The sequence below is a fragment of the Rhizobium sp. B21/90 genome (genome assembly GCF_019355815.1).
GTDB lineage: Bacteria > Pseudomonadota > Alphaproteobacteria > Rhizobiales > Rhizobiaceae > Rhizobium > Rhizobium rhododendri.
The window spans coordinates 159679-179678 of record NZ_CP072162.1 but is presented as its reverse complement, the minus strand read 5'-3'; the positions used below and the strand labels follow the sequence as shown (position 1 = coordinate 179678).

22 protein-coding genes are annotated in these 20000 nt (G+C 59.1%); 15 read left to right on the top strand and 7 right to left on the bottom strand.

Annotated features, from left to right (window positions below):
* Positions 1-56 precede the first annotated feature (56 nt).
* The 9 genes from J5278_RS00830 (at position 57) to deoA (ending at position 8670) form a co-directional block, all read left to right on the top strand.
* On the top strand, positions 57-377 hold the full coding sequence (locus J5278_RS00830; RefSeq protein WP_209182276.1) for a hypothetical protein: 321 nt from the start codon (positions 57-59) through the stop codon (positions 375-377).
* Positions 378-710: 333 nt separating this feature from the next.
* Positions 711-1703 (top strand): BMP family protein, encoded by a 993-nt coding sequence (locus tag J5278_RS00825; RefSeq protein ID WP_142829973.1) that lies wholly within the window; start codon positions 711-713, stop codon positions 1701-1703.
* Between the two features lie 74 nt (positions 1704-1777).
* Positions 1778-3289, top strand: a complete 1512-nt coding sequence (locus tag J5278_RS00820; RefSeq protein WP_142829975.1) for an ABC transporter ATP-binding protein — start codon at positions 1778-1780, stop codon at positions 3287-3289.
* A 7-nt stretch (positions 3290-3296) separates the two neighbouring features.
* Positions 3297-4406, top strand: coding sequence for an ABC transporter permease (locus tag J5278_RS00815; RefSeq protein ID WP_209182278.1), 1110 nt, complete (start codon positions 3297-3299; stop codon positions 4404-4406).
* A 4-nt stretch (positions 4407-4410) separates the two neighbouring features.
* Positions 4411-5382, top strand: coding sequence for an ABC transporter permease (locus J5278_RS00810; RefSeq protein ID WP_111215846.1), 972 nt, complete (start codon positions 4411-4413; stop codon positions 5380-5382).
* A 2-nt stretch (positions 5383-5384) separates the two neighbouring features.
* A complete protein-coding gene (locus J5278_RS00805) occupies positions 5385-5777 on the top strand; it encodes a cytidine deaminase (protein ID WP_111215847.1) in 393 nt (130 codons plus the stop codon).
* Positions 5774-6583, top strand: coding sequence for a purine-nucleoside phosphorylase (locus J5278_RS00800; protein ID WP_209182280.1), 810 nt, complete (start codon positions 5774-5776; stop codon positions 6581-6583). The genes J5278_RS00805 and J5278_RS00800 overlap by 4 nt, the downstream gene beginning before the upstream one ends.
* The gene (gene deoC, locus J5278_RS00795) at positions 6580-7353 is read left to right on the top strand and encodes a deoxyribose-phosphate aldolase (RefSeq protein WP_209182282.1); all 774 of its coding nucleotides are present in this window, start codon (positions 6580-6582) and stop codon (positions 7351-7353) included. The genes J5278_RS00800 and deoC overlap by 4 nt, the downstream gene beginning before the upstream one ends.
* 3 nt (positions 7354-7356) lie before the next feature.
* Complete coding sequence (gene deoA, locus J5278_RS00790; protein ID WP_209182284.1) at positions 7357-8670, top strand: thymidine phosphorylase; 1314 nt, start codon at positions 7357-7359, stop codon at positions 8668-8670.
* Positions 8671-8676: 6 nt separating this feature from the next.
* Here deoA and J5278_RS00785 read toward each other — a convergent pair whose 3' ends face one another.
* From J5278_RS00785 to J5278_RS00755, 7 genes are all read right to left on the bottom strand, one after another.
* Positions 8677-9201: a TIGR02281 family clan AA aspartic protease gene (locus J5278_RS00785; RefSeq protein WP_209182444.1), complete on the bottom strand. Its 525-nt coding sequence runs from the start codon at positions 9199-9201 to the stop codon at positions 8677-8679.
* A 163-nt stretch (positions 9202-9364) separates the two neighbouring features.
* The gene (gene upp, locus J5278_RS00780; RefSeq protein ID WP_111215855.1) at positions 9365-9994 is read right to left on the bottom strand and encodes a uracil phosphoribosyltransferase; all 630 of its coding nucleotides are present in this window, start codon (positions 9992-9994) and stop codon (positions 9365-9367) included.
* Positions 9995-10112: 118 nt separating this feature from the next.
* Positions 10113-11081, bottom strand: coding sequence for an adenosine deaminase (locus J5278_RS00775; RefSeq protein ID WP_209182290.1), 969 nt, complete (start codon positions 11079-11081; stop codon positions 10113-10115).
* Positions 11078-12298, bottom strand: coding sequence for a phosphopentomutase (locus J5278_RS00770; protein ID WP_209182292.1), 1221 nt, complete (start codon positions 12296-12298; stop codon positions 11078-11080). Before J5278_RS00770 ends, J5278_RS00775 begins: the two co-directional genes overlap by 4 nt.
* Before the next feature lie 124 nt (positions 12299-12422).
* On the bottom strand, positions 12423-13001 hold the full coding sequence (locus tag J5278_RS00765) for a TadE/TadG family type IV pilus assembly protein (RefSeq protein WP_209182445.1): 579 nt from the start codon (positions 12999-13001) through the stop codon (positions 12423-12425).
* A 38-nt stretch (positions 13002-13039) separates the two neighbouring features.
* The gene (locus tag J5278_RS00760; protein ID WP_209182446.1) at positions 13040-13681 is read right to left on the bottom strand and encodes a TadE/TadG family type IV pilus assembly protein; all 642 of its coding nucleotides are present in this window, start codon (positions 13679-13681) and stop codon (positions 13040-13042) included.
* Positions 13682-13774: 93 nt separating this feature from the next.
* Positions 13775-14194, bottom strand: a complete 420-nt coding sequence (locus J5278_RS00755; protein WP_142829991.1) for a pilus assembly protein N-terminal domain-containing protein — start codon at positions 14192-14194, stop codon at positions 13775-13777.
* A 403-nt stretch (positions 14195-14597) separates the two neighbouring features.
* Here J5278_RS00755 and J5278_RS00750 point away from each other — a divergent pair, with 403 nt between their 5' ends.
* The 6 genes from J5278_RS00750 to J5278_RS00725 all read left to right on the top strand — a co-directional run bounded on the left by J5278_RS00750 (position 14598) and on the right by J5278_RS00725 (position 19973).
* Positions 14598-14771, top strand: coding sequence for a Flp family type IVb pilin (locus J5278_RS00750; protein WP_209182294.1), 174 nt, complete (start codon positions 14598-14600; stop codon positions 14769-14771).
* A 137-nt stretch (positions 14772-14908) separates the two neighbouring features.
* On the top strand, positions 14909-15418 hold the full coding sequence (locus tag J5278_RS00745; protein ID WP_209182301.1) for a prepilin peptidase: 510 nt from the start codon (positions 14909-14911) through the stop codon (positions 15416-15418).
* Between the two features lie 127 nt (positions 15419-15545).
* A complete protein-coding gene (gene cpaB, locus J5278_RS00740) occupies positions 15546-16355 on the top strand; it encodes a Flp pilus assembly protein CpaB (RefSeq protein ID WP_209182305.1) in 810 nt (269 codons plus the stop codon).
* Positions 16352-17893, top strand: a complete 1542-nt coding sequence (locus J5278_RS00735; RefSeq protein ID WP_374108248.1) for a type II and III secretion system protein family protein — start codon at positions 16352-16354, stop codon at positions 17891-17893. The genes cpaB and J5278_RS00735 overlap by 4 nt, the downstream gene beginning before the upstream one ends.
* A 9-nt stretch (positions 17894-17902) precedes the next feature.
* Entirely contained in the window at positions 17903-18658 is a 756-nt protein-coding gene (locus tag J5278_RS00730; protein WP_209182307.1) for a CpaD family pilus assembly protein, read from the top strand.
* A gap of 46 nt (positions 18659-18704) precedes the next feature.
* A complete protein-coding gene (locus J5278_RS00725; RefSeq protein WP_142830001.1) occupies positions 18705-19973 on the top strand; it encodes a CpaE family protein in 1269 nt (422 codons plus the stop codon).
* Positions 19974-20000 lie beyond the last annotated feature (27 nt).

The following is a 20000-nucleotide window of genomic DNA, read 5'->3' as shown; positions in this document are numbered from 1 at the left end:
CCAAGTCGGAGGCAGTAGGCCATTGACCGCTGGATCCGGGCCATTGGAGGAATGGAATGCTTTTTCTGTTGCGCTTGGGAAGCCTCGTCTGCCTGGTCATGGCAACGATCGCGGGAACGATCGATTCCATCCGCTCGGTCGCCTCTTCGTCCGTAGTCATCACATCCTTCGCCGATCTCTGGAAGAGCTTCAGCCCTTCCACCTTCGAGCATCTGCAATCGGCAATGCCAGCCGGGGACGGCGGTAGAAAATTCTATCTGCCAGCCGTAGAGTGGTCTTTGTCGCAGCCGGCCTTCGCCGTGCTCCTGGCGGCATCGTTGCTGCTGTGGATGGTGGGCTACAGGCGGGTCCCGGCCACGGGCCGGTATTTGGCTTAAACCGTCCAGAGTAAGCCCGATAAGGCCAAAATCCTCGTTTCATGGATGGCATATCGAAGGCTATGGTCCAGCGCGTTTGGCGTGGAATAGCATCCCGATGACTAGAAAAGCCGCATATTAGCGTCCTCTGCGGTCAAAAATCAGCCAGCCAAGCTGCCTTTTCGGCAGTTCTCACAAATCTTTACCAACTGAAAAATTTCTGATGAATTTTAGATGTCAGCATGCAAGGATGCGCCCAAGCCAGGCCTCGGGGGAGGTCGGCGGTTCCGCAGACATGTCCCGGAAAACGGGCTTGCGGGAGGACCCCATCATAGCAACAACAGGGCTGCGCTAATGAAAAAATCTGTTTTGACCCTTTTTGCCTTGGCCGCGATGTCGGCGTCGGCTCTCGCTGCCGATATCAAGCCGGCAATCGTTTATGGCACAGGCGGCAAGTTCGATAAATCCTTCAATGAAGCGGCCTACAATGGCGCCGAGAAGTTCAAGAAGGAAACCGGCATCGCTTACCGTGACTTCGAGCCAAGCGGCGATACGCAGGGTGAACAGGCATTGCGCAACTTTGCCAGCAAGGGCTTCAATCCGGTTATCGCAGTTTCCTTTGCCTGGTCATCGGCACTGCAGAAGGTCGGCGCAGAATTTCCAAAGACCCAGTTCGTCCTGATCGACGACCAGGTCGACCTGCCGAACGTCCGTTCAGTTATGTACAAGGAAAATGAAGGCTCGTACCTTGCCGGCGTCATGGCTGCCATGTCTTCGAAGACAGGCAAGATCGGCTTCATCGGCGGCATGGATATTCCGCTGATTCGCAAGTTCGAATGTGGCTACGAGCAGGGCGCGCGTGCGACCAATCCGAAGATCGAAGTGTTGCAGAACATGACCGGCACGACAGGCGCAGCCTGGAACGATCCGGTGCGCGGCGGCGAACTGACCAAGAACCAGATCGACCAGGGTGCGGACGTTGTCTACGCGGCTGCCGGTGCCACCGGTCTCGGCGTCCTGCAGACGGCTGCCGACAACAAGAAGCTTTCGATCGGCGTCGACTCGAACCAGAACTACCTGCATCCCGGTTCGGTTCTGACATCGGTCGTCAAGCGCGTCGACCTCGCAGTCTACGACGCCTTCATGGACTCCAAGAACGGCAAGTTCACGCCCGGTGCCCAGCATCTTGGCCTGAAGGAAGACGGCGTCGCCGTTGCCATGGATGACAACAACAAGCCGCTGGTAACCGCTGAAATGCTGGCTGCCGTCGACAAGGCCAAGGCCGATGTCGTATCCGGCAAGGTCACCGTTCACGACTACACGGCCGACAACACCTGCCCGAAATGAGTTGACGGAAGGGCGTATGGCGAGCCGCCATACGCCCTTTTCATATCCGGACGTGCCGTTTCTGGAGCAGTATAGTGAGCCAACCGCCTGCCATCGAGCTTGTGGGTATCGACAAGAAGTTCGGTGCCGTACACGCCAATAAAAACATAGACCTGACCGTCGCCAAGGGCACCATCCACGGGATCATCGGCGAAAACGGGGCAGGGAAATCGACGCTCATGTCGATCCTATACGGATTCTATCAAGCCGATAGCGGCGAGATCCGTGTCAACGGCAAATCGGTCACCATCCGCGACAGCCAAGCCGCCATCGATGTCGGCATCGGAATGGTGCATCAGCATTTCATGCTGGTCGAAAATTTTACGGTCCTCGAGAACGTCATGCTCGGCGCCGAGGGCGGCGCCTTGCTTGCCAAGGGCGTGGCAGCGTCGCGCGCCGAATTGAAGCGGCTGGAGACGGACTATGGCCTTGATGTCGATCCGGATGCGCTGATCGAGGAGCTCCCCGTCGGGCTGCAGCAGCGCGTCGAGATCCTCAAGGCCATGTATCGCGGTGCCGAGATCCTCATTCTCGACGAGCCGACCGGTGTTCTGACGCCGGCAGAGGCTGACCACCTGTTTAGAATTCTCCGCGTCCTGCGCGACCAGGGCAAGACGGTGCTCCTGATCACCCATAAGCTGCGAGAAATCATGGCGATCACTGATACGGTGTCGGTCATGCGTCGCGGCGAGATGGTTGCGACGCGCACGACTGCCGACACCACCGTCGAGGAGCTGGCTGAACTGATGGTCGGCCGCCGTGTCCTCCTGCGGGTCGAGAAAGGCGCCGCCAACCCGGGCGAGATCGTCATGTCGGTGCGCAATCTCACCGTCAAGGACGGTCGTGGCGTCACGATGGTCGACAATGTTTCATTCGATGTCCGTGCCGGTGAGATCGTCGGTATCGCTGGCGTTGCCGGCAACGGCCAGTCGGAGTTGCTGGAGGCGCTGGCGGGGATCCGCAAGCCGACTTCGGGCGAAATCCTGCTGCATGGCAAGACCATCGACAAGGTCGATCCGGCCCATCTTAGGGCATTGGGACTGGCGCATATTCCGGAAGACCGCCATCACATGGGCCTGGTGCTGCCGTTCGAGGAGTACCAGAATTCCATCCTGGGGTATCATCGGGACCCGGCCTACAGCACCGGTCCCTTCATGAACCTCGAGGCGATCCGCAAGGACGCGGCGCTGAAGATCGAGAAATACGACATCCGACCGCCAAATCCCCGGCTGCGCACCGCCAATTTCTCCGGCGGCAACCAGCAGAAGATCGTGGTCGCCCGCGAGATCGAGCGTGATCCGAAGATGCTCCTGATCGGCCAACCGACACGTGGCGTCGATATCGGCGCCATCGAGTTCATCCATCGCCGCATCATCGAGATGCGCGATGCGGGCAAGGGCGTCTTGCTGGTCTCGGTCGAACTGGATGAAGTCCGCGCACTGTCGGATCGTATCCTGGTGATGTTCGCCGGCCATGTGGTCGGCGAGAAGACGGCTGATGCCGGTGAACAGACCCTCGGCCTGATGATGGCCGGTATTGCCGCGTGAGGCCTGAATGAGTACTGCATCCGTCCGCCTCCCCAGTTGGATCACCTACGGGTTGATTCCAGTCATGAACCTGTTGCTTGCTTTCCTGATTTCCGGGATTGTGGTTTGGATCATCGGCGAAGACCCTGTACAAGCCCTTGTGCTGCTGCTCCAAGGTGCGCTTGGAAACGGCGAGGGCATCGGCTTCACGCTTTTCTATGCGACCAGCTTCATTTTCACAGGGCTGTCCGTCGCCGTTGCTGTGCACACTGGCTTGTTCAATATCGGCTCCGAGGGTCAGGCCTATTTCGGCGGCCTTGGCTGTGCGCTGGTGGCATTGGCGCTCGACCGCTATGTGCCGTGGTACGTAACCATGCCGTTCGCGGTGGTGGGTGCTGCAATTTTCGGCGCAGCCTGGGCCCTCATTCCTGCCTGGCTGCAGGCCAAGCGTGGCAGCCACATCGTCATCACGACCATCATGTTCAACTACATTTGTTCGGCGCTTATGGTCTATCTGCTCGCGCATATTCTTATCGTGCCCGGAAAGATGGCGCCGGAAACGCGCACCTTCCTCGAAGGGGGACAGTTACCGAAGCTCGGATGGCTGATCGAGATGTTCGGCTCGACCATCGGCGCGGCACCCTTCAATGTCTCCTTCCTGATCGCACTGGTGATGTGCGTTCTCGTCTGGCTGCTGATCTGGCGCACAAAGCTTGGCTACGAGATGCGGACCCTCGGCATCAGCCCGTCGGCTGCCATCTACGCCGGCATTCCCTATGCCCGTACGGTCATCATCGCCATGCTGATCTCGGGCGGTCTCGCCGGCATGATGGCGCTCAATCCGGTGATGGGAGCTTCCGCACGCCTGCAGGTCGAGTTCGTCGGTGGCGCCGGCTTCGTCGGTATTGCCGTGTCGCTGATGGGGCGCAATCATCCCGTCGGCATCATCCTGGCAGCCCTGCTGTTCGGCATCCTCTACCAGGGTGGGGATGCGCTTTCTTTCGACATGCCGAACATCACACGCGAAATGATCCTGGTAATCCAGGGTCTTGTCATCCTGTTTGCCGGTGCTCTGGAATATATGTTCCGCCCGGCACTGGTGCGCATCTATCAAAAAATCGCCAGGACGGGAGGATAGCATCATGGATTATTACGACGTCCTCATCAGCATCATCGGGTCCACCGTCCGTCTCTCGGTTCCCCTGATCTTCACGGCACTGGCAGGTCTTTTCTCCGAACGGGCCGGCGTGTTCGATATCGGGCTTGAGGGAAAGATGCTGGCCTCTGCCTTTGCGGCCGCCTGTATTGCCTATCTTACCGGCTCGGCCTGGGCCGGCCTGGCCGGCGGCATCACCGCCTCGGTCGCGCTTAGTCTCGTGCACGGCTTTGCCTCGATCACCAACCGGGGCAATCAGATCGTGTCGGGCGTCGCCCTCAACTTCTTTGTCGCAGGTATCACTATCGTCCTAGGCCAGGCATGGTTCGGCCAGGGCGGCCGCACGCCCCAGGTTTCCGGCGACGGCCGTTTCTCGCCGATCATCCTGCCCGGTGCCGATCAGATCCGCAGCGTACCGGTTATCGGCCCTCTCTATGCCGATGTCCTGTCCGGCAACAACAGCCTGACCTACCTCGCCTTCGTCGCCGTGCCGGTCTCCTGGTGGATCCTCTATCGCACTCGGTTCGGATTGCGGCTGCGCGCCGTCGGTGAAAATCCCGGCGCCGTCGATACGGCCGGTATTTCGGTGAGCTGGCTGCGCTACCGCGCTGTCATCTGCGCCGGTATTCTCTGCGGCTTCTCCGGCACCTATCTGTCGATTGCCCAGTCAGCGGCCTTCATCAAGGACATGTCGGCCGGCAAGGGTTACATCGCCTTGGCAGCGCTGATCTTCGCCAAGTGGAAGCCTGTGCCTGTCATGTTTGCCTGCCTGCTGTTCGGCTTCCTCGATGCTTTCGCCAACTTCATGCAGGGCAAGTCCGTGCCGCTGATCGGCCAGGTGCCGGTACAGATTTTCCAGGCCTTGCCCTACATCCTCACCTGCATCCTGCTTGCCGGCTTCATTGGCGTCGCGCGTCCGCCGAAGGCTGGCGGCGTGCCCTATACCAAGGAGCGATAGACATGTCGCACGATCTGTTCGAAGCCGCCCGCGCGGCAATGACCCACGCTCATGTGCCCTATTCGAAGTTCCCTGTCGGCGCTGCCATCCTCGCAGATGACGGCAAGGTCTATGCCGGCGCCAATATCGAGAACATCTCCTTTCCGCAAGGCTGGTGCGCCGAGCCGACTGCCATCAGCATGATGATCATGGGCGGAGGCAGAAAGATCGTCGAGATGGCGGTGATCGCCGAGAAACTGGCGCTCTGCCCGCCCTGCGGCGGTTGCCGCCAGAAGATTGCCGAGTTTGCCGGCAAGGGGACGAAAATCTACCTCTGCGACGAGGCCGGCGTCCAGAAGACCATGACGATGGAGGAGCTCCTACCCTTCAGCTTCGAGACCGATATCCTCGGATGACCGGCGCCCTTATCAGTCTCTTGCGCGACCGGCTGGGTGGCCAGACACCGCGTACCGGTATCATCCTTGGTTCCGGCCTCGGAGCCCTCGTGGAGGAGCTGGATGATGTCGTGCGGATTGCTTATGGCGATCTGCCGGGTTTCCCGGTTAGCGGTGTCTCAGGCCATGCCGGGGAAGTCGTTGCGGGCTCGCTTGGCGGCGAGCCTGTGATCATGCTTTCCGGGCGTGTCCACTACTACGAAAAGGGCGACGCAAACGCCATGCGCGTGCCCATCGAGGTCCTTGCAGGTCTCGGCGTCGAGGAGTTGATCCTCACAAATTCTGCCGGCTCGCTGCGGCAGGATCTTCCGCCGGGCGCGGTTATGCAGATCACCGACCACATCAATTATTCCGGCATGAACCCGCTCATCGGTGTCGACAGCGACAAGCGATTCGTCGGCATGACCAGCGCTTATGACGCCGAACTGGCGTTGCGCATGCACAGCGCAGCCAAAAAATGCCGTATCCCGTTGGGGCAGGGCGTCTACATGTGGTTCTCCGGGCCGAGCTTCGAAACACCTGCAGAGATCCGCATGGCTAGGGTTTTGGGCGCCGATGCAGTCGGAATGTCGACGGTGCCGGAAGTCATTCTTGCGCGTTTCTTCGGTCTGCGGGTTGCGGCGGCATCCGTCATCACCAATTATGGGGCCGGCATGACCGGAGGCGAACTCAGTCATGAAGAGACGAAGGATATGGCGCCGATCGGCGGCGCCCGTCTCGCGGCGATCCTGAAGCAGATGATCGCCGGCGGAGGAGATGAGATATGACGGACCACACGCATCGGGAAACGGCCGCTTTCGCACTTTCCCTGCTCGATCTGACCAACCTGAAAGACGATTGCACCGATACGCAGATCGTCACGCTTTGCGCGCGCGCCCAGACGCCCTTTGGTCATAGTGCTGCAATCTGCATCTGGCCCCGTTTCGTCACCCGCGCGCGCAGTATTCTTGGCACCAACCATGCCGTGAAAATCGCCACCGTCGTTAATTTTCCGGCAGGCGACATGGAGGTTGCCGACGTGGCCGCCGAGACGCGGGAGGCCATCGCCGATGGCGCAGACGAGATCGACCTCGTCATTCCCTATCGCAAGCTGATTGCTGGCGACGAGCAGGCGGTGACCGCAATGGTCGCGGCAATCCGTGCCGAATGTGCGAGCCCCATTCTCCTCAAGGTTATCCTCGAAACTGGCGAACTGAAGGACACGGGCCTGATACGGCGCGCCGGCGAGCTGGCGATCGCTGCCGGCGCCGACTTCATCAAGACATCGACCGGCAAGGTCGCCGTCAATGCGACGCTGGAGACGGCGGATGTCATGCTGCGAACCATCCGTGACAGCGGCCGTAAGGTCGGTTTCAAGCCCGCCGGCGGCATCGGCTCGGTTGCCGAGGCAGCCCTTTACCTCCGTCTTGCCGAGACCATCATGGCACCGGACTGGGCCATGCCGTCGACGTTCCGCTTCGGTGCATCCGGTCTGCTGGATGATATTCTGTCGGTCCTTAGTGGCGGTCCGCCGATCACGCTCGCTGCCGGCTATTAGCAGATGATGCCGCAGGAGTTCATCCGGCGGAAACGTGACGGCGAAGCCCTGCGCGCCGCCGATATCGACAGCTTTATTGGTGCACTTGTCCGTGGCGAACTTTCGGAAGGCCAGATCGGCGCTTTCGCGATGGCGGTGTGGTTCAAGGGCATGTCGCGGGACGAGACGGTGGCACTGACGCTGGCGATGGCCCACTCAGGCGATAGCCTGAGCTGGAAGGGCCTCGATAAGCCGGTAGCCGACAAACATTCGACCGGCGGCATCGGTGACAACGTCTCGCTGGTGCTGGCGCCGGTTGCCGCTGCCTGCGGCTTGGCCGTGCCGATGATTTCCGGTCGTGGCCTCGGCCACACTGGCGGCACGCTGGATAAGCTGGAATCGATCCCCGGATACGACATCACGCCGGATGCGGCGCGTTTTCGCAAGGTGGTCGACGACGCAGGCTGCGCGATCATCGGCCAGACCGCTTCGCTCGCTCCGGCCGACCGGCGCCTCTATGCAATCAGGGATGTGACTGCCACCGTCGATTCGGTACCGCTCATCACGGCCTCGATCCTGTCGAAGAAGCTTGCGGCCGGACTTCAGACACTGGTCCTCGACGTGAAGATCGGCAATGGCGCCTTCATGACATCCCGGGAAGAGGCGGAAGTGCTGGCTCGCTCGCTTGTAGAAGTCGCCAACGGCGCCGGCTTGCGGACATCGGCATTGATCACCGACATGAACGAACCCTTGGCCGACGCTGCTGGAAACGTGTTGGAACTGCGCAATGCGATCGAATGCCTGAAAGGCGATAAACCAGGGACCAGACTTGAAACACTGGTACTGGCTTTCGCCGCCGAGATGCTGCTCGGTGCGAAAATGGCGGCCAGCCTCGAGCTCGGCGAGGAGCTGGCGCGTCAAGCGCTGGCATCTGGTGCAGCCGCAGAAGCATTTTCACGCATGGTTGCGGGTCTCGGCGGACCGGCCGATCTCATGGAGCGGCCAGACGCCTATCTCATTGGCTCGCCTGTCCAGAAAGCCGTTCTTTCCACTTCCGATGGCTGGCTTGCGGGCTGCGACGCACGCGCCATCGGTATGGAGGTCATCGCGCTCGGCGCCGGTCGTCTTCGGCCGGAGGATAAAATCGATCATCGCGTCGGTTTCAGCGATTTTCTGCCGCTAGGGTCATTCGTCCGGAAGGGTGACCGCATCGCCACCGTCCACGCAGCAGAGATGTCCGCCGCCGAAAGGGCGGCTTCCATTGTTTCGGCGACATACACAATCACCGAGGAGCGGCCCGATCAGGAACCGCTCATCGTCGCGCGCATTTCAGGATGACGAGGCTTATTGTTCCAGACGGAGCGCGCCATCCTCGACGCTGTAGGAAGCCAGCTTCTTCAGAAAGCTGACGCCGATCAAGGTTGAACTCAATGCTTCATCCTTCAGGACCAGCGCATCGACGTCGCGCACACGGATACCACCGATATCGATATGGTCGAGGCGCACATAGGCAGCCTTCGTCTGGCCATTGGCGGTGTTGACCGCATTGCGGAAATCGAGCGATGTCATCGCATAGCCAAGATGGCGGGCCGTCGTCTCGTTCAGGGCCACATAGGTAGCGCCCGTGTCGATCAGGCCCTGCACGGACTTGCCGTTGATCTTGAAATTTCCGCTGTAGTGACCTTGCGCATCTGCCCTGAGCTGTACATTGCCGTGGGCATCGACTGCCAGCGCCTGTTGTGAAGGTGCGGAGATGCTGAGAAGGGATGGTACCGGATTTTGGGCCGCGCCACTCGTTTGGAAGAACGAGGGCACCTGGGTGGCGAGCGTCGCGAAAACGCCAGCAAATACGAGGCTCCGTACAAGCATCGACAAGAATCCTTCCTGTATAAACCTGGCGTCATGCGAGGCGTGATGTGTTGCAACCCATATCTTAAGATTACTGCCAAGTTACTAATGCCGCGCGGCAGAATCGAGCAGATTTGAGAAACGAAATGCACAACTACAGGCATAGGTTAAGGAAGTATGAAGCCTATTTGGTCCCATACATCCTGTCGCCGGCGTCGCCGAGGCCAGGGACGATATAGCCCTTTTCGTTAAGGTGACTGTCGATCGACGCAGTGTAGACAGGCACATCGGGATGGGCGTCGGTGAAATTCTTCAGACCTTCCGGTGCGGCCAGCAGGCAGAGGAAACGGATGTTGTGAGCGCCGCGTTCCTTCAGCTTGTCGATAGCTGCAATCGATGAATTACCGGTCGCCAGCATCGGATCGACAACAATGATCAGTCGTTCGGCAATATCTTCCGGCGCCTTGAAGTAATACTCCACCGGCTGCAGCGTCTCATGGTCACGATAGACGCCGATATGTGAGACACGTGCTGAAGGCACGAGGTCGAGCATACCCTCGAGCAAGCCATTGCCGGCACGCAGGATCGACGCGAAGACGAGCTTCTTGCCTTCGAGGATCGGCGATTCCATCTCCTGCAATGGCGTCTCGATGGTTTCCATCGTCAGTTCGAGGTCGCGTGTGACTTCATAGCAGAGCAGTGTCGAAATCTCGCGCAGCAGGCGTCGAAAGCTGCCGGTCGAGGTGTCCTTGCGCCGCATGATGGTGAGTTTGTGCTGCACAAGCGGGTGATTGATAACCGTAACGCCGTCCATGATTTCAGCCTTCCGCTTGGATTCCAGAATAAAGCCTGTTCTTCCACGGAAGTTGCCCTCACCGCAAGAGAACGTGGCGATTCGGTTCCAAGCATCCCCAGTCTCTGATCGCCGACGGTCAAATCATCGCTAGCAGCCTTGAACGTGTCTCATCGTCTACAAAGGCTGCTTCCAGACCGGTGCGGGTCATCGCGTTGATCTCGGCCTCGCTGAAGCCGAATGCCAAACTCGCCAGCGCATATTCGCGTTCCAGCGACGTCTTGAAAAACGGTGGATCGTCGGAGCTGATTGTGACGCGGACCCCCGCTTCCTTCAGACGGCGTAGCGGATGCGATTTGAAGTCGGGAAAGACATTCAGAGCGATGTTGGAGCCGGGGCAGACTTCGAGGACAGTGCCGAGATCTGCGAGGCGCCTGACAAGCTCGCTATCCTCGATCGCGCGAACGCCGTGGCCGATGCGGCTCGGGCGAACGAGATCGAGGGCATCCGACACGCTGAAGGCCCCACAGACTTCGCCGGCATGGATCGTCAGGCCAAGGCCCGCGTCGCGCGCGATATCGAACGCCCGGGCGTAATCGGCAACACGCCCCATGCGCTCTTCACCTGCCATGTTGAAACCGGTAATCAGCGGATTGTCGCTCCGGGCGGCATATTCAGCAGCCTTGATGACGCGCTCAGGGCCGAAATGCCGTTCCCCGGTGACAATCAGCCGGGCCTCGATCCCGGTTCTCGCCTTTGCCGCGTGAATGCCGGCCGATACTCCGGCAATATAGGCATCGGCACCAAGGCCTATGCGGTCGCCGTGGTCCGGAGATACGATCAACTCGCTGTAAATCGTTCCGATAGCCGCCAACTCCTCGAGATAGGTCTCGGTCAGGAGGGCATAGTCTTCCTCTGTGCGGTAGACTGACGCGACCTGGTCGTAGGCGACGATAAATTCCGCGAAATCATTCCAGAGATAAGTACCATCGCGCAGGAAGCCGCTGGTATCGACACCGTATTTCAGCGCTTGCTCTGCCGTCAGGCTCGGCGGGGCGGCACCCTCGAGGTGGCAATGAAGCTCGATCTTTTTCAGGTGCGATGTCACAGAAAGCTCCTCCCGTAGGGTCCAGCGGCAATGCCGAGATGGGCAGCGACGGTCTCGCCGATATCGGCAAAGCTTTGACGAATGCCGATGGCACGCGAGCGGAGGCCGGGTCCGTAGGCGATGATCGGGACGCGCTCGCGGGTATGGTCGGTGCCGCGCCAGGTGGGGTCGCAGCCATGGTCGGCGGTCAGGATCACCAGATCGCCCGCCTTGAGCTTGCGATGCACCTCCGGAAGGCGCGCATCGAATGCCTCGAGTGCGGCAGCATACCCGGCTACATCGCGACGGTGACCATAGACCATGTCGAAATCGACGAAATTGGTGAACACAAGATCGCCGTCCTCGGCATATTCCATGGCCTTCAGCGATGCGTCCATCAAAGCGTCGTTGCCGTTTGCCTTGACCTCCGTCGAGATACCCTGATGGGCAAAGATATCGCCGATCTTGCCGATCGCATGGACTTTTCGGCCCCCGGCGACCAGCCGATCCAGCAGCGTCGGCTCCGGCGGCAGGACGGAAAAATCACGACGGTTACCGGTGCGCTCGAAATTTGCAGCCGTATTGCCGACGAACGGTCTGGCAATGACACGCCCGATATTGAATTCATCGAGCAGCGCCCGGGCGATGCGGCACACATGCAGCAGGCGATCGAGCCCGAAACTAACCTCGTGCGCGGCTATCTGGAATACTGAATCCGAGGACGTGTAGCAGATAGGCCTGCCGGTCCGCATATGCTCTTCGCCATGGCGGGCAATGATGTCGGTTCCCGATGCGTGGCAATTGCCGAGGATGCCGGGGATTTCGGCAGCACGGCAGAAGCTCGCCACGAATTCCGGGGGGAAGGCGTCGCCCTCCGCTGGAAAATAGCCCCAGTCGAAGGTTACGGGCGTACCGGCGATTTCCCAATGACCGGAGGGTGTGTCCTTGCCGCGCGACACTTCATTGGCGCATCCATAGAGACCATAAATGCGCTCCGGCATCGTCATTCCGGCGGGGTAGGCACCAGCCGCACTCTTGGCGATCTGCATCAGCCCCAGCGCCGACATGTTAGGGAGCATCAGCGGACCCGCGCGAAGGCCTGCACGGTCTGCCGCTCCTGCGGCGCAAAACTCGGCAATATGGCCAAGCGTATCGGCGCCCTGGTCGCCGTAGGATGCTGCGTCCGGGCCACCGCCGACGCCGAAGGAATCAAGAACGAAGAGAAAAGCGCGCGCCATGAGCTACCCGACAAAGACGATCAGTATCCGCAACGGATCTTCCGGCGGCTTGCAGGCGAGTACCCATATAGTGGCAGTAGGCACTTGGCAATTTCAGCGGGTGTCGTCGTCCTGCGTCAGTGCTTTAGCAATCGTCGCACTTGATCGAAGTTCCGGTGCGCTGACGGTAGAAATATTGCCGCTGCATAGTGATCGAATTCATGCCCGCCGGTAGGAAGTCCGGTCCAAAGCTGATGAGCTTGTAAGGCACCCCAAGCTCGGTTCTGACCAGGAACGAATTTGGTTTGTTGAGTGCTGTCGGCACCCCTGTCACAGCACTGTTGACCGCATAGGCAGTCGTCCCGTCCTGCTCCCACGACCAAAGCACCGTAGCCTTGCTGCTGGCATCGATCTGGATGCCGGTGATCTTCAGCGTCATGCCGGTAGTGGCGTAAGGCACAAAGATTGCATTGACGACGGATGGCATGGTCGAGAGGATAGATTTCGATACCGTCGACTGCTGCGTAACAATATCTGCGACAGTTCCTGCCGCGCGGCTCGTTCGCTGGGCAACGCTGAGCGCGACCGTCGTCTGCAGCGCGCCGAGGTACAGAAGCAGCAGGACCGGAACGAGTATGGCGAATTCGATGGCGCCAACACCGCCCTTGTCGCGCACCAGACGCAAACCGAGGCGCGCAATACGGCTATCGAGCGCCCGTTGCAGCCTCCGGCGAATCCCGTAACTGTGTAGATCCGGGGCGCTCAAGGGTATTTCTCGTTTTGAAAGGCCGTTGTGGCGATAATCAGGAAGTCGGTCGGCATCGAACCGTTGGCCGGTCGGATTGTGGTGATATAGGGCCGCACGATATCGGTTGTAATCTTCCAACGATAATAAGCTCGCACCATGTTGATGGAACTTGGGCCGCCTGGCGCAAATTTGAAGCCCGACGGATCTATGTCGGCGTACGCGGCAGTGGAGACGCGAGGAATTTTCACTGGAATGTCGGCGAAGGACGTGTAGGTCTCAACATCAAGATACAATTTCGCCGGTGTGGCGATCTCGCTCGGGGAGCAGCTGATCATGATGGCAATCTCGGCGCAGAATGCGGTCCGAAACTTCGTTTGATCCATGTCGGTCGCGGTGCGTCCCATCGCGTAGGTAATCTGTCCGGTGCGAAGCTTTCTCGACAGCGTATCCGTGGCATTGACCACCAGTTGTTCGGCAGTGAAGGCGACGAATGTCTCGATGATCGCAAAGATTATGATGAAATAGGGGACCGCCAGCAGGGCAAACTCAATTGCCGTCGCCCCATCTTTCGAGCGGACGATGAGTCTGAGGCGCTTCAGGATAGGATGCCGGACTAGCGCGGTGTCACCTTCGTCCTGCCCATCCACCGTCATCATGATTTCCACGCTTCTATCAACGCGCGGACCCTATGCGGACTTCATTGATATTCCGTTGCGTTTTCTCTTAAACTTCCGATGCCAAGACATCGTCTATGGCGTGGCGGCAACTGGTGCGGCAGCGCTGCTTTGCTGAGCGTGAACCTCGCAGTTCGGTGTGCAGGAAAGAACGGAGCGCTCCGTCTGGCGATAGACGCGAACCGTATTGCCTTCGTCGATCGATACAAGAATACGCTCGTCGACAATCGCGTTGCCGTCGGAGTCGAGAAGAACGATGTTCGTCGTGCCGAAACTGCGACCTGTCAAAACAATCGTCTTCGGATCCGCGACAGTCGCATCGGCCACCTGCGAGTTTCCGATGATCACTTTGCTGACCGGGCGATCTAGCCTCAGGATGCGCGCATGATCCATGAACACCCGCAGCATGTTGTCCCCGGCCACGGAGATCCCTGGCAAGAGTCCTGTCGCTGCGACGATGCAGCCGAATAAAACGGATCTGCCTTGCTGGAACATGAAGGGGGGCCTCTCGGGCGAATTCTCGGTGCTCGTACGCAACAGAATGAAAAGTATTAGTAAACTAAGCGTTAATATGCCGAATAATGCGTCGATTGATGAAGGTTGACGGCATCATATGCGTAGAAATGGGATTTTGAAGGTGAAATCTATGTATCGTAAGGAGCCGTCTGATTTACTCTGTGACATGTCTGTCGCTGCTGCGGCCGTGCAAAAGATGACTCGAAACAATACTATACGTTAATCACTCTCTTCGTTAACTACCATGATCGCGAAAGCCTATTATCATTTTGTTTACTACTTTTTTTAAGTCGATTGAAACAGCCGTTCGATAATTTCCCCTCATCCGATCAACGGCAAACAGTTGGCGGACTTGCTGTCAACATGTGGAGTAGGAGTTTCCATGACCAAGCTTTTCGCGCGTTTCTTGAAAGACGAATCCGGTGCGACTGCAATTGAATACGGCTTGATCGCTGCTCTGATCTCCGTAGCCCTGATCGCCGGTGCAACCACGCTCGGCACTGCCTTGAACAACCAGTTCAAGAATATTGCCCTCAAGTTGAACTACGCAGGCTGATAAGTCTCGCCGATAAATTTGAATGAAAAGCCGCATCCCCTCAGGGCAGCGGCTTTTTGCCATTTACGGCGTCGTAGACCGGTCATTCTTCCTTAGGCAATGGCTGTTACCATCATAGCGACTTTATGGAGATAAGCATGATCGGGGCCGCAATTTTCTTGATTTTTCCGCTTTGCATGGCGGTTGCTGCATTCTCCGATCTTTTCACCATGACCATCCCCAATCGGGTTTCCGTCATCCTCGTCGGGGCATTTCTGCTGGTCGCCCCCTTCACGGGCCTACCGCTGGCAGTAATCGGAATGCATTTTCTGGGTGCACTGATTGTCTTTGCCGTTTGCTTCGGCTTCTTCGCGCTCAACATTATGGGCGGTGGCGATGCCAAGCTCCTGAGCGCCGCCGCATTGTGGTTCGGGTTCGACCAGTCTCTTCTGGAATTCGTCGTGTATGTCAGCGTCGTCGGCGGCATTATGACATTGCTGATCTTCGCCATGCGCGCCCGCGCCGACATCCTTTCCGTCATCGGTATGTCGATACCCCAATCCCTAACACATGCTAAGAAGATACCGTACGGCATCGCGATCGGCATTGGCGGGTTTATCGCTTTCCCGTCGTCTCCCCTGTTTCTGGCTGCTCTCAATCAGTCATGATCTCGGGGTTGGAACGAAGTCTGTATTCATGACTTCTTAAGCTAAGTTGTAAGTCATTCATTAACCATAAGTATACCAATTGCGGTGCATCCTTGCTGGCGAACAGTCTTGTTCCCAAGGATGAATAATGAAACCCGCTCGCCTGATCATTCTCGTTGTTGCAGTTGGCGCGGCAGGTCTTGCCGGCATACTGGCAATGCGCCTTGCGGGCGGTCGCAATGTCGTTCCGGAAGTTGCAACGGTGATGCAGAGGGAACCTTCCGTCAAGGTTCTGGTCGCAGCCGCCAATTTGCCCATCGGCTCACGCTTGAACGATAGCTCGATACGCTGGATGGACTGGCCGGAAGCGGGTGTCGTCAAGGGCGTCATCACCGAGACGGACCGTCCGGATGCGTTGAAAGACATGCTCGGCGCAGTGGTTCGCCTGCCGATCTTCGAAGGCGAACCGATCCGCGAGGAAAAGGTCGCCGATTCCAACAGCCGCATCCTTTCCTCGCTGCTGCCCGCCGGCAAGCGGGCCGTGGCCACGGAAATCTCGGTCGCGACAGGCGCGGGTGGCTTCATTCTTCCCAACGACCGCGTCGATATTTTGATGGTTCGCAAGGGCGATTCTGCCAAGTTTCAGACAGAGACGATTCTGAGCAACGTGCGCGTGCTCGCTATCGACCAGCAGATCGAGCAGAAGCCTGATGGCTCGAAGTCAGCCGTCGGTGCGACCGCGACGCTGGAACTGACCCCCGACCAGGCGAAGGTGCTGGCGACGGCACAGCAGATGGCTGACAAATTGTCCATGGCACTGCGCTCGGTCGCAGATGCGCAGGAGCCCGACACAGGCGCTGCCGACTACCTGTTGTCTGGAGACAGTGGTGCATCTGTCGTGCAGGTCATCAAATCCGGCGCCATCGTCCCAAGCGGCGCGGCGATCAAGGTACAATGAAAAAGGGCGCGACCATGCGGATGACTAAACCAGGGACTAGCCGTTCGCTCTCGGCGCTGCTCGCATTCTCTGTCGCCTTCGGCGGTCTGCCCCTGCAGATCGTGCCGCACTTCCTGTCGGTAGACGAAGCTCTGGCCGAGACGTCCGACAGTATCGTGACCATCGCCGGGATCGGTAACCACAAGCGGCTGAATCTCGGTCTCAACAAGGCATTGGTCGTCGATCTGCCTGCCGATGCCCATGACATCCTCGTCTCCGACCCGACGATGGCCGATGCGGTGACACGGACCTCGCGCCGCATCTACCTGTTCGGCAAGACGGTCGGCCAGACCAACATCTTCGTATTCGGCGCCAATGGCGAGGAAGTCGCGACCCTCGACATCTCCATCGAGCGCGACATCACAGGTCTGCAGGCCAATCTCAAGCGCTTCATTCCAGACTCTGATATCCATGTCGAAATCGTCTCCGACAACATCGTCCTGACCGGCACCGTCCGCACGCCGATGGATTCGTCGCGCGCCGTCGACCTTGCGCAGGCGTTCCTCAAGGGTGGCGAAGCAACGACCCGAAACACGACCGCCAGCGGCAGCGGATCCAGCAGCGCAGTGGCGATTTTCGCTGAAAACCGGCAGACGTCCTCCATCAAGAACTTTTTGCAGATCGATGGCGAAGACCAGGTAACGCTGAAAGTCACCGTTGCTGAGATCAAGCGGAGCGTCCTGAAGCAGATTGGCTTCGATAACCTTGTCGGAAATTCGTCCGGCCTGACGGTCGCCCAACTTGGAAACATCAACACAAATTCCACCACAGGCCTGATTGGCGGTGATCCTGCTGTCGCGGCCGGCAATGGTGGCTTGGCTGCCCTTTTCAAATTTGCGGTCGGCAAGTACGACATCCACAGCTACATGAACGCATTGGAGCAGGCCAAGGCCATTCGCACCTTGGCGGAGCCGACGCTGACGGCAATTTCCGGGCAGGCGGCCACCTTCAATTCCGGTGGCCAGACCCTCTATTCCTCGACCGACAGCGATGGCAAGGTCACGATCACCCCTTACACCTACGGCATCAGCCTCTCGTTCACGCCCGTGGTGCTCTCTGCCGGTCGCATCAGCTTGCACATCAACACACAGGTTTCCGAACCGGTCGGAACGGCCGGTACGGCGACCTACAATCAGCGCGCTGCCGACACGTCTGTAGAGTTGCCATCCGGCGGCTCCATCGCGCTTGCCGGCTTGCTAAGCGACAACATCCAGCAGACCACCAACGGCACTCCGGGTGCATCCAAGATTCCGATCCTCGGCGCCCTGTTCCGGCAGAAAAGCGTCGAGCGAGACGAAAGCGAACTGGTGATCATCGCCACGCCCTATCTCGTGCGCCCCGTTGCTCGCAATGCGCTGTCACGTCCGGACGATAATTTCTCGCCCGCCAACGATGCAGGCGCCTTCTTCCTCAACCGTGTCAACAAGGTCTATGGCCGCCGTGACACTCCCGTCGCGGATGCTGAGTTTCATGGCTCCGTCGGCTTCATCTACAAGTAGGGGCGCGTGATGACGATCCGCCAGTCAACCAACGCCGAGAGAGATGTCGCCATGTCCCGCACCCGAATGCATGTTTTGAACGTAAGCGGCTTGAGGGTAGCGTCTGCAGCAATGCTGGTCGCTGTCCTCGCCGGCTGCGCCAACCACGACGACATGACGACCGGCTCTGTCCACGACGATTACCGCCAACGTCATCCCATCGTCCTGACGCAGGCCGAACATAACGTCGACATTCCGGTTGCCGCCAGCGATCGTCGCCTCACCCAAGGCACGCGGGATATGATCCGGGGCTTCGTCCAGGACTACAAGGCCCACGCGACCGGCACTGTCGAAATCATGACGCCGCAGGGTGCGATGAACAGCCAGGCGATTGCCGACGTGCGCCATCAGGTTCGCCAGGAACTGGTGGCCAGCGGCATCCCGTCCCGGCGCATCGCTGATAGCTTCTATCCTGCGGGTGGAGCAGGCGACGCGGCGCCGATCCGGCTGCATTTCATGGCCACCACCGCGGTTACGAACGCTTGCGGGCAGTGGCCTGAAGATCTGGCGGACAAACCCTTCGACAACCAGAATTACTATAACTTCGGCTGTGCGTCTCAAAGCAACCTGGCGGCACAGGTAGCCAACCCTACCGATCTCGTCGCGCCAAGGGCGCAGACACCGATCGATGCGGAACAGCGCGGCAAGGTGATCGAGAGCTATCGCAGCGGCTCCACCCCGACGAGTTCATCGTCGATAGGCGGGTTCAGCGGCAGCGGCGGATGATCTTCAGGCTGGAGGCTCTGACCGGGAAACACGACAGGACACGACCATGAGCGCGATCGATTACGATATCCAGATGGAAAAGGCGGATGCGGCCAGTCCCCGCATCGGCGATCTCGAGAGCATGCGTCCTCTTCCGCGCATCTCCGTGCATGCCTTTTGCGAGAGCGAATCGCTGCAGCAGTTGATGGAGCGTTTTGGCAACGACCGGCGCATGGCAAAGGTCAGCCTGCGCATCACCAGCGGCGGCGCTGCGGCTGCGGCGAACATGTTTTCCAGCGCCCCGACGCCGAACCTGATCATTATCGAGACTCGCTCTCCGCCGGCATCCATCCTGACCGATCTCGCCCCGGTTGCTGCGGTCTGCGACCCCAGCACCAAGGTCGTTATCGTCGGCTACCACAACGACATCACGCTCTATCGCGAACTGATGCGCAACGGCATCTCGGAATACATGGTCCAGCCGGTAGCAATGTCCGACCTTATGGCGGCGATGTCGACGATCTTCATCGATCCGGATGCCGAGCCGATCGGCCGCAGCATCGCATTCATTGGCGCCAAGGGCGGCGTCGGGGCTTCGACGATTGCTCACAACTGCGCTTTCGGCATCTCCAACCTGTTTTCCACCGAGACTATACTTGCAGACTTGGATCTCCCTTTCGGCACGGCAAATATCGATTTCGACCAGGATCCGGCCCAGGGGATAGCCGAGGCAGTCTTTGCGCCGGACCGTCTGGACGAGGTCTTTCTCGATCGCCTGCTGACGAAGTGCTCGAAGCACCTGTCGCTGCTGGCCGCTCCGTCGATGCTCGACCGCGCCTATGATTTTGAAGGCCATGCCTTCCAGCCCGTGCTGGACGTGTTGCAGCGAAGCGCGCCAGTGACAGTGCTGGACGTGCCGCATATGTGGTCGGAATGGACCCGGGCTGTACTTTCGAGCGTCGACGACGTGGTGATTTGCGCCATGCCCGACCTCGCAAATCTTCGCAACGCCAAGAACATGCTGGATGCTTTGCGCAAGATGCGGCCGAACGACAAGGTCCCGCATTTGATCCTCAACCAGGTGGGTATGCCGAAAAGACCGGAAATTGGTATCTCGGAATTCTGCGAGCCACTGGAAGTCGATCCGATCGCTATCATTCCATTCGACGTAGCCCTGTTCGGCAACGCGGCGAACAGTGGCCGGATGATTTCGGAGGTCGACGCGAAGTCGCCGATCGCCGAGACATTCTCCCAGATCTCCCACATCGTTACCGGCCGCATCGCAATGAAGAAGTCCCGCAAGGGAGGCCTGATGGGTCTTCTGAAGCGGAAATAAGACGACGACCGAGAAGAATTGGAACGA